Source organism: Mycobacterium sp. (assembly GCF_049802695.1).
Taxonomy (GTDB): domain Bacteria; phylum Actinomycetota; class Actinomycetes; order Mycobacteriales; family Mycobacteriaceae; genus Mycobacterium.
Window position 1 is genome coordinate 1 of sequence record NZ_JBARMY010000108.1, and the last position, 9934, is coordinate 9934.

At 66.3% G+C, this 9934-nt stretch carries 9 protein-coding genes; 4 read left to right on the forward strand and 5 right to left on the reverse strand.

Translation table 11 applies throughout. The annotated features are described in order from the left end of the window. The 5 genes from WA317_RS04165 to dxr form a co-directional block, all read right to left on the reverse strand. On the reverse strand, positions 1-1040 hold a 1040-nt coding region (locus tag WA317_RS04165), incomplete at its 3' end, for an NTF2-like N-terminal transpeptidase domain-containing protein (protein WP_425171840.1). Between the two features lie 174 nt (positions 1041-1214). Beyond that, positions 1215-2069 carry a GNAT family N-acetyltransferase gene (locus WA317_RS04170; RefSeq protein WP_425171846.1) on the reverse strand — a complete coding sequence of 285 codons (855 nt, stop codon included), beginning with the start codon at positions 2067-2069 and terminating at the stop codon, positions 1215-1217. Positions 2070-2123: 54 nt separating this feature from the next. Beyond that, the gene (gene ispG, locus WA317_RS04175) at positions 2124-3305 is read right to left on the reverse strand and encodes a flavodoxin-dependent (E)-4-hydroxy-3-methylbut-2-enyl-diphosphate synthase (RefSeq protein WP_425171841.1); all 1182 of its coding nucleotides are present in this window, start codon (positions 3303-3305) and stop codon (positions 2124-2126) included. A 22-nt stretch (positions 3306-3327) separates the two neighbouring features. Then, the gene (locus tag WA317_RS04180; protein WP_425171842.1) at positions 3328-4539 is read right to left on the reverse strand and encodes a M50 family metallopeptidase; all 1212 of its coding nucleotides are present in this window, start codon (positions 4537-4539) and stop codon (positions 3328-3330) included. Then, positions 4536-5756 (reverse strand): 1-deoxy-D-xylulose-5-phosphate reductoisomerase, encoded by a 1221-nt coding sequence (gene dxr / locus WA317_RS04185; RefSeq protein WP_425171843.1) that lies wholly within the window; start codon positions 5754-5756, stop codon positions 4536-4538. The genes WA317_RS04180 and dxr overlap by 4 nt, the downstream gene beginning before the upstream one ends. 112 nt (positions 5757-5868) lie before the next feature. Here dxr and WA317_RS04190 point away from each other — a divergent pair, with 112 nt between their 5' ends. The 4 genes from WA317_RS04190 to WA317_RS04205 all read left to right on the forward strand — a co-directional run. Continuing rightward, entirely contained in the window at positions 5869-6552 is a 684-nt protein-coding gene (locus WA317_RS04190; protein ID WP_425171844.1) for a fasciclin domain-containing protein, read from the forward strand. 153 nt (positions 6553-6705) lie between these two features. Continuing rightward, entirely contained in the window at positions 6706-7368 is a 663-nt protein-coding gene (locus WA317_RS04195) for a fasciclin domain-containing protein (protein ID WP_425171845.1), read from the forward strand. Between the two features lie 126 nt (positions 7369-7494). Further along, entirely contained in the window at positions 7495-9249 is a 1755-nt protein-coding gene (locus WA317_RS04200; protein ID WP_425171847.1) for a cytochrome c biogenesis protein DipZ, read from the forward strand. Between the two features lie 106 nt (positions 9250-9355). Further along, positions 9356-9934, forward strand: a 579-nt coding sequence (locus WA317_RS04205; protein WP_425171848.1) for a fasciclin domain-containing protein, incomplete at its 3' end; no start/stop codon positions are given.

The following is a 9934-nucleotide window of genomic DNA, read 5'->3' on the forward strand; positions in this document are numbered from 1 at the left end:
GCGTCGGCGGCGCCGTTCTGGGCGACGGCGAGGATCTCACCGGTCGACGGCTTGATCACCACGATCATCGCCTGGCGGCCCTGGTTGTTCACGGCGTGTTGGGCGGCGTTCTGCACCACCCGGTCCAGGCTGATCGTCACCGACGGCGCCGGCGACGGCTCCACCTCGTTGAGCACGGCGACGTCGACACCGTTCTGGTTGACGCTGACGATCCGCCAGCCGGCCTGGCCGTCGAGTTCGTCGATGACGGCCTTCTTCACCTCGTTGACGATCGCCGGGGCGAACCCGTCGTCGGTCGGCAGCAGGTCGGCCTGCGGCGTGATGACCACGCCGGGGAAATTCCGCACCACCGGGGCCAGCTGGTCATTGTCGTCTTTGCGCAGCGTGATCAAGTCGAACGGTTTGCCGGTCGCGCTGGCCTGCTCGGCGATCAGTTGCGGGTCCAGCGTGTCGTCGAAAGGCCGCAGCGCGTCGACGACCGCATGCGCCGTCGCGATCAGATAGGGGCCGGCCCGGCCGGCGTCCAAGGAGTAGTGATAGACGTTGCCCGGCGCGAGCACATCGGTTCCACCGACCTCGTTGACCGAGGCTCGGCGCGGCGGATCGGCCCGCAGCGCCAACATCTGATGCTCACCCAGCCTCGGGTGCAGATCGGTGGTGTTCCAGCGGACCTGCCAGTGACCTTCATAGCGGGCCATCTGCAGCTGACCCTCGTAGACCCAGCTCCGCTTCTTGGGCAGGTGCCAGGTGTAGCGGTATTTGATGGTCCCGGTGTCTTCGGTGTACCTCGAGCCGAGGACCTGCGCGTCGAGGTGGCTGGCCTGCAGCCCGGACCACGCCGCGTTCAACGCTTCCCGCGCCTCTTCGTCGCTATCGGTGAGCCGTGCGGCGCGGGCGGTGTCGCCCACGGCCAGCGCGGAGAAGAACTGCTCGGCGGCCGGCAGCGGACCGTCCGGACGTGGGGTGCAGCTCGGCACAGCCCCCGCGGCGAGTATTGCCAGAGCGACGACGCGTGTTACCAGTGTGGTTTTAGTTGCCATTGTGGCTGATGTTAGAACTGAGGAAGCGACGCGAGCGGCGACACACCGAAACCCGACCGTTATCCGTTCGGGATGGTCTTTTCGGTGCCGTGTTGTTCGTCGAGACATAAACGTGCGTGCACCGTCTCGGCGTGTCGTCGCAACCGTTTAAGTGTCGCGAGCCGTATACCCCGGCTAGTCGAGCAGCACCGTCGCGAACGCCCCGACGTCCCGGAACCCGACGCGGGCATAGGTGGCGCGCGCGACAGCGTTGAAGTCGTTCACGTACAGGCTGGCGATACGCCCGGTCCCGACGATGACGGCCGACAGCGTCGCCGTCCCGGCGGCGCCCAAGCCCTGCCCCCGCCGCTCAGGATGCACCCAGACCCCTTGGATCTGCCCCACCGCCGGGGATTGCGAGCCTACTTCGGCCTTGAAGACGACCTCGCCGTGTTCGAAGCGGGCCCACGCCCGGCCGGCGGCGATCAGGCCAGCCACCCGGCGCCGGTAGCCGCGACCGCCGTCGCCGAGACGCGGGTCGACACCTACCTCACCGATGAACATGTCGACCGCGGCCACCAGGTAGGCGTCGATTTCGTCGGCCCGAACCTGGCGCACCTCGGTGTCCATCGCACAGCTGGGCATCCGGTTCAGCGCCAGCAGGGGCTGCTGTTCGCGGACGTCGCGTGCCGGGCCCCAGGCGGACTCCAGTCGCCGCCACATCGGCATCACTAATTCGGCCCGGCCCACCAACGACGAGCACCGCCGGGCTGTGCTCATCGCTTCGTCGGCGAACACCTTCAGATCATCGGGCCTGCCCCGCAACGGAATCAGGTTGGCCCCCGCGTAGCACAACGACTCCTCGGCGCCACGCCGCGTCCACAGTTCCCCGCCGATCGCGGTGGGGTCGATGCCATGGTCGGCGACCCGCGCGGCGACCATGCACGACCCGACCGGGTCATCGTCGAGAACGCGACGCACTGCTGCCGCATCGCGCACCACCGACACTCGTCGCTCGTCGGCCAGGCGAGAAAGGGGCGGAGCCGACATAGTGATTCTTTCGTTGGCGGCTGGGTGGGGCCAGTCGGCCATCGACCGACTATGTCAGCTTACGGTCACAACTGGTGAACCAGTAGTTGCTGTGGTGCCCGGTTGTTCGCCGTGTTCGCCGAGTTCGCCGGCGAGTCGCATCGCCTCCTCGATCAGCGTCTCGACGATCTTGGCTTCCGGCACCGTCTTGATCACTTCGCCCCGCACGAAGATCTGACCCTTGCCGTTGCCCGATGCGACGCCGAGATCGGCCTCGCGGGCCTCCCCCGGACCGTTGACCACGCAGCCCATCACGGCGACCCGCAGCGGGACGTCGAGCCCGTCCAAGCCGGCGCTGACCTCGTTGGCAAGCCTGTAGACGTCGACCTGCGCGCGCCCGCACGACGGGCAGGACACGATCTCCAGCGAGCGCGGATGCAGATTCAGCGACTCCAGGATCTGAGTGCCGACCTTGATCTCCTCGACCGGTGGCGCCGACAGCGACACCCGGATGGTGTCGCCGATGCCCTTTGACAGCAGCGCGCCGAAGGCGACCGCCGACTTGATGGTGCCCTGAAATGCCGGGCCGGCTTCGGTGACGCCGAGGTGCAGCGGGTAGTCACACTGCGCGGCCAGCAGCTCGTACGCCCGGACCATCACCACCGGGTCGTTGTGTTTGACGCTGATCTTGATGTCGCCGAAGCCGTGCTCCTCGAACAGCGAGGCCTCCCACAGCGCCGACTCGACCAGGGCCTCCGGCGTGGCCTTGCCGTATTTGACCATGATCCGCTTGTCCAGCGACCCGGCGTTGACGCCGATGCGGATCGGGATGCCGGCCTCGCCGGCGGCTTTGGCGACCTCACCCACCCGGCCGTCGAATTCCTTGATGTTCCCCGGGTTGACCCGCACCGCCGCGCAGCCGGCGTCGATCGCGGCGAAGATGTACTTCGGCTGGAAGTGGATATCGGCGATCACCGGGATCTGGCTCTTCCTGGCGATGGTCGACAGCGCGTCGGCGTCCTCCTGGCGCGGGCAGGCCACCCGCACGATGTCGCAGCCGGCTGCGGTGAGCTCGGCGATCTGCTGCAGTGTGGCGTTGATGTCGTGGGTCCTGGTGGTGCACATCGACTGCACGGAAATCGGATGGTCGCTGCCCACCCCGACGTCGCGAACCATCAGCTGGCGGGTCTTGCGCCGCGACGCCAAGGTTGGTTGGGGCAGGTCCGGCAGCCCGAGACTGACACCGCCGACGCTCATTTCTTCTCCTACTGGCTGACCTCTACTGGAACAGCCTGATCGGGTTGACCAGATCGGCGGTCACGGTCAACAGCATGTAACCGACCACCAGCACCAACACTACGTAGGTTGCGGGCATCAGCTTGAGGTAGTTCACCGGCGCCGCGGCCACCTTGCCGCGGGCGGAGCGGATCATATTGCGGATCTTCTCGAACACCGCGATCGCGATGTGTCCACCGTCGAACGGCAGCAACGGCACCAGGTTGACCACACCGAGGATGAAGTTCAGCTGAGCCAGGAACAGCCAGAACGCTTCCCACAGACCATGGTTGACGGTGTCGCCGCCGATGATGCTGGCGCCGACCACGCTCATCGGGGTGTCGAGGTCGCGATGCCCGCCGCCGATGGCGTGCACCAGCGCGCCGACTTTGGTGGGGATGGCGGCCAGCGACTTGCCCATTTCCACCGACAGGCTTCCGGTGAACGCGAACGTCGCCGGGATCGCGGTGGCGACGTTGTAGTGCGTCGGCCCGAACGCCGGCGCGCCGACGCCGATCACTCCGACGGTGGCCGGGACAGCACCGCCCTTGCCGTTCGACACCCAGCGCTGGGTCTGCGTGACGTCGACGTACTTGGTCATCTTGGTGCCATCGCGATCGACGACCACCGGAATGCTGCCGTGCGCCTTCTGCACCGCCGCGGCCAGTTCGGTGAAGTTGCGCACCGGCTTGTCGCCGACTTGGACTACCACATCGCCGGCCTTGATGCCGGCGGCCGCTGCAGGGCCCTGGCCCGTGCACTGCTCGAACTGGCCTTGCTTGACTTCCTTCGCCGCACAGGCCGTTTGACCGATGACGGCGGAGGTGGGCGGGTGCAGGTTCGGCAGCCCCCAGGTCACCGCGATCAGATAGATCAGCACCAGGCCGATGGCGAAGTTCATCCCGGGCCCGGCGAGCAGGACCGCGCTGCGCTTCCAGGTCTTCTGTTTGTACATGGCGCGGTCACGTTCGTCGGGCTCGAGCTCTTCGACCGCGGTCATGCCGGCGATGTCGCAGAAGCCGCCTGCCGGGACGGCTTTGAGGCCGTACACGGTCTCGCCGCGTCGCGTCGACCACAGCGTCGGACCGAAACCGACGAAATAGCGGCGCACTTTCATGCCGGTCGCCCGCCCGATCCACATGTGGCCGCACTCGTGCAGCGCCACCGAGATCAGGATGGCGAGCGCGAACAGCACGACGCCGATCACGAACATCATCGGGTTACAAACCTCATCGGGTTCGTGCCACCTTCCTCAAACCGCCCCATTTCCAATGACTCGACCGCGCGTCGCGTTTGTTCGCGGGCCCAGCGCTGCGCATCGAGTACGTCATCCACGGTAGCGGGTGGCTCGCGCCATCGGTCGGCGGTGCCGAGCACGTCGGCGATCGTGCCGACGATGGCGGAAAAACCGATCCGACCCGCAAGGAAAGCCTCCGCCGCCTCTTCGTTGGCGGCGTTGTACACCGCGGTCATGCAACCGCCGGCCTCTCCGGCTTGCCGGGCCAGCTTCACCGCGGGAAAGACCTCGGCGTCCAACGGCTCGAACTCCCAGCGGCTGGCGGTGCTGAAGTCGCAGGCAGCGGCCGCGCCGGCGACCCGTGCCGGCCAGCCCAGCGCCAACGCGATCGGCAGCTTCATGTCCGGCGGGCTGGCCTGCGCGATCGTCGAGCCGTCGGTGAAGGTGACCATCGAGTGCACGATCGACTGCGGATGCACCACGACTTCAATGCGCTCGTAGGGGATGCCGAACAGCAGGTGCGTTTCGATGAGCTCAAGTCCCTTGTTGACCAGCGACGCCGAGTTCAGGGTGTTCATCGGGCCCATCGCCCAGGTGGGATGGGCGCCGGCCTGCTCGGGGGTGACATGCTCGAGCTCGGCGGCAGACCAGCCGCGGAACGGGCCGCCGGAGGCGGTCAGCACCAGCTTGGCGACCTCGTCGGACGTGCCGCCGCGCAGGCACTGCGCCAGTGCCGAATGCTCGGAGTCGACGGGCACGATCTGACCCGGGTGCGCCGCCCGCAACACCAGCGGTCCCCCGGCAACCAGTGATTCCTTGTTGGCCAGCGCCAGGCGGGCGCCGGACGCCAACGCGGCCAGGGTGGGCCGGAGGCCCAGCGCGCCCACCAGAGCGTTGAGCACGACGTCGGCCTCAGCGTTCTCGACCAGTCGGGTGACCGCGTCGGGGCCGCGGTAGGTGACGTCACCGACCGTGTCGGCCGCCTGCTCGTCGACGACTGCGATGTCGGTGACGCCGGTCGCGGCGCGCTGTTGTGCCAGCAGCTCCGGTCGCCCGCCGTAGGCTGCGAGCCCGACCGCCTGGAAGCGGTCCGGGTTGGCGGCGATGACTTCCAGCGCCTGGGTGCCGATCGAGCCGGTGCTACCCAGCACCAGCACCCGCAGCCTGCCTTCGCCCTGCCCCGTTGCCCGAGTCACGCACTTATTGTGCCGCCTGCTGCAGGAATAGCGCCCACAACTACGGCGAGTCTTGGCGTGGTCGACGTCCGGACACGTCGTAGCCTGACTGGCGACGAGAGAGGCGGCTGCCATGGCCCGGATTCGGCAAAAATCGCTCACCGCGACCAGCATCGCCGCGATCGCGGTGCTGGCGTTGCCCGGATGCGCCAGAACCGGAGACCACCCGGCGCAATCATCGACCGTCACGACGACAGTCGTCGTCACCACGGTGACCACAGTGGTCCCGCCGACCACGACAACGTCTGCAGTCGCTGCGGGTAGCGTCGTCGGTCCGGGTTGCGCCGAATACGAGCAGCAGGTGCCGACCGGGCCCGGATCGGTCAGCGGTATGGCGAAGGACCCGGTTGCCGTCGCCGCGTCGAACAACCCGCAGTTGACCACGCTGACCCAGGCCCTGTCGGGCCGGCTCAACCCGGGGGTGAACCTCGTCGACACCCTGAACAAGGGCGAGTTCACGGTGTTCGCCCCAACCGATAACGCCTTTGCGAAACTCGATCCGGCCACCACGGACCGGCTGAAGACCGACGCGCCTTTCTTGAACGCGATCCTGACCTACCACGTGGTGAACGGGCAGCTGACCCCAGCGCAGGTGGACGGCGTGCATCAGACGCTCGACGCCAACACGACCCTGACCGTGACCGGTACCGCCAACGAGCTCAAAGTCAACAACGCCGGCGTGCTCTGCGGCGGGATCAGCACCGCGAACGCACAGGTGTACATGGTCGACACTGTCTTGATGCCACCGGCCCCCTGATTCGGCGCTGACTGATGCGGCACTGACTGATTCGGCACTGACGCGCGTCACCTGATGCGGTGCGGCCCAATCCGGGGCCCCCGTCGCTCCGAATGCCTCTGCGTCGGGCACACTCGGGCGGCGAGGGCCGGCGACGTAAAGGAGTCCAAAGCAATGACGCACCTTCCGGGTAGACAAGTCGTGGCGGTGAGTTTGGCGGCGGTCGCTGTCGTCGGCTTCTCGGCCTGTTCCAGTAAGTCTGATTCGGCGAAACAAAGCAGCACCAAGCCCGCGACAAGTACGGCGGCGCCGGCGGGGACGTCACCCGCGGCCGATCCCGGGGCCGGCCTGGTCGGCGCCGGGTGTGCCGACTACGCTGCACTGCACCCCAGCGGACCGGCGTCGGTGGCCGGTATGGCACAAGACCCGGTCGCCACCGCCGCGTCGAACAACCCGATGCTGTCGACCTTGGCGTCGGCACTGTCGGGCAAGCTGAATCCGCAGGTCAATTTGGTCGACACGCTGAACAACGGCCAGTACACGGTGTTCGCTCCGACCAATGACGCCTTCGACAAGCTGCCGGCCGAGACGATCGACAAGCTCAAAACCGATTCGCAGCTGCTGACGAAGATTCTGACCTATCACGTCGTGCAGGGGCAGCTCAGTCCGGCCAAGGTCGACGGCCCGCACAAAACCCTGCAGGGCGCTGACGCGACGGCGACGGGCGCCGGAAACGACCTCAAGGTCAACAACGCAGGCTTGGTGTGCGGAGGGGTGCACACCGCGAACGCGACCGTTTACATGATCGACACGGTGCTGATGCCGCCCGGTCAGTAAAAGTCTCGTTCAGGCAAGGCGGTCCGGTTCGCCGGACCGCCTTGCCATGCCCTGGCTCAGGGTTTCGGACTCCGACCCCATCGCCGCGTGGGCGATCCGCGAGCGGGACGGCACCGAATAGCAGACATGCTTGCCCTGGCGCTGATCGGTTTCGTCGGCGGTCTGATCACCGGAATTTCGCCGTGCATTCTGCCGGTTCTTCCGGTGATCTTCTTCTCCGGCGCGCAGCGCGACGCCGGTGACCCGGCTCCGCTGCCGGAATCCGGCGGCGGCGTCGCTGTGGCGGTCAAGCCGAAACGTGCACTGTCCGAAACTTTGCGCCCGTACCGGGTGATCGGCGGCCTGGTACTCAGCTTCAGCCTGGCCACCCTGCTCGGCTCGGCAGCGCTGTCGCTGCTGCACCTGCCGCAGGACGCCATTCGCTGGATCGCGCTGGTCGCGCTGGTCGCCATCGGACTGGGCCTGATCTTCCCGGCGTTCGAGCGGCTGCTGGAGCGGCCGTTCTCCCGTCTTCCACAGAAACAATTCGCAACACGCGAGAACGGATTCGGTCTCGGCCTGGCGCTCGGTGTGCTCTATGTCCCCTGTGCAGGCCCCGTGCTGGCGGCGATCGTGGTGGCCGGGGCGACCGCGCGGATTGGAGTCAACACCATCATCCTCACCAGCGCGTTCGCGGTGGGCGCCGCGCTGCCGCTGCTGTTCTTTGCGCTGGCCGGCCAACGAGTGGCGAAACGGGTGACCGCTTTCCGGCGCCGCCAGCGCCAGATCCGGATATTGGCCGGGGTCGTGACGATTCTGCTGGCGGTGGCGCTGGTCTTCAACCTGCCCGCCCTCCTCCAGCGGGCCATCCCGGACTACACCAGCACGCTGCAGCAAAAAGTCGGCGGCGACGACCGGATTCGGCAACAGCTCAACCTCGGCGGCATTGTCAACGATCAGAATGCCGGACTCTCCAATTGCAGCAACGGAGCAGCTTATCTCGAACAGTGCGGGCCTGCGCCGGCTTTGAAAGGCATCACCGGGTGGCTGAACACGCCTGGAGATAATCCTATCGATCTGAACTCGCTGCGGGGCAAAGTCGTGCTGGTCGACTTCTGGGCTTATTCGTGCATCAACTGCCAACGCGCTATCCCGCATGTCGTCGGCTGGTACCACGCCTACCGGGACAGCGGTTTTGAGGTCATCGGCGTGCACACCCCGGAATACGCGTTCGAGAAAGTCGCCGCCAACGTCGCCAAAGGCGCTGCGGACCTGGGCATCAAGTATCCGGTAGCGCTGGATAACGGCTACTCGACCTGGACGAACTATCGCAACCGGTACTGGCCGGCCGAGTATTTGATCGACTCGAAAGGCACGGTCCGGCACATCAAGTTCGGCGAAGGTGACTACGACGTCACCGAGAAGCTGATCAGGCAGTTGCTCACCGAGGCCCAACCCGGCACCAAGCTAACCCGGCCCGTGGACGCGCCCGACACCACGCCCAAGCCCGGGCTCACCCCCGAGACCTATTTCAGCGTCGGCAAAATGGTCAACTACCGCGGCGTCGGAGTGTATGACGAGGGCTCAAGGGCTTTCAGCTATCCGCCGAGTCTGGCCGCCGACAGCTTCGCGTTGAGCGGCCCGTGGTCGCTGGATTACCAGGGCGCGACCGCCAACAGCGACGGTTCGAGCATCAAACTCAATTACCACGCCAAGAACGTCTACCTCGTTGTCGGCGGCACCGGCACCGTCACCGTGACAAAAGACGGCAAGTCATCCACGCTGCCGATCAGCGGGCCGCCAACGTCACACCAGATCCTCTCCGCTGACCAGGTCGCGCCCGGAACGCTCGAGGTAAAACCGAGCGCGGGCTTGCAGGTCTATTCCTTCACCTACGGCTGATTTCGCTGTAATCAATCCGATACCGGCTTGGCTCCGAAGAAACCATGTCAGAGTCGAATAAGACGGGGTGGACCGTCTTAAGAATTCAACAAGGAAGCAAACGGTAATGAAAATGCAAAACAAGACCATCGCGGCAACCGGTATCGCGGCGGCTGCGGTGATGGGCCTCGCGGTGGCAACCTCCCCCGTGGCGGCGGCAGCCGACTTAGTCGGCCCGGGATGCGCCGACTACGCAGCCCTGCATCCCAGTGGTCCGGCGTCGGTGGACGGGATGTCGCAAGACCCGGTCGCGGTGGCGGCATCGAACAATCCGGAACTGACCACCCTCACTGCAGCGGTATCGGGACAGCTCAACCCGCAGGTGAACCTGGTCGACACGCTCAACAACGGGCAGTACACGGTCTTCGCGCCGACCGATGCTGCGTTCAACAAGCTTCCCGCATCGACTCTCGACCAGCTCAAGACGAACGCTCCGATGCTGAACAGCATTCTGACGTATCACGTGCTGCAGGGACAAATGAGTCCCGCCATGATCGACGGCACCCACCCGACGCTGCAGGGCGCCAACGTCACCGTGACCGGCCAAGGCAATAACCTCAGGGCCAACAATTCCGGCGTAGTCTGCGGCGGCGTGCCCACCGCAAACGCGACGGTGTACATGATCGACACCGTGATGATGCCACCG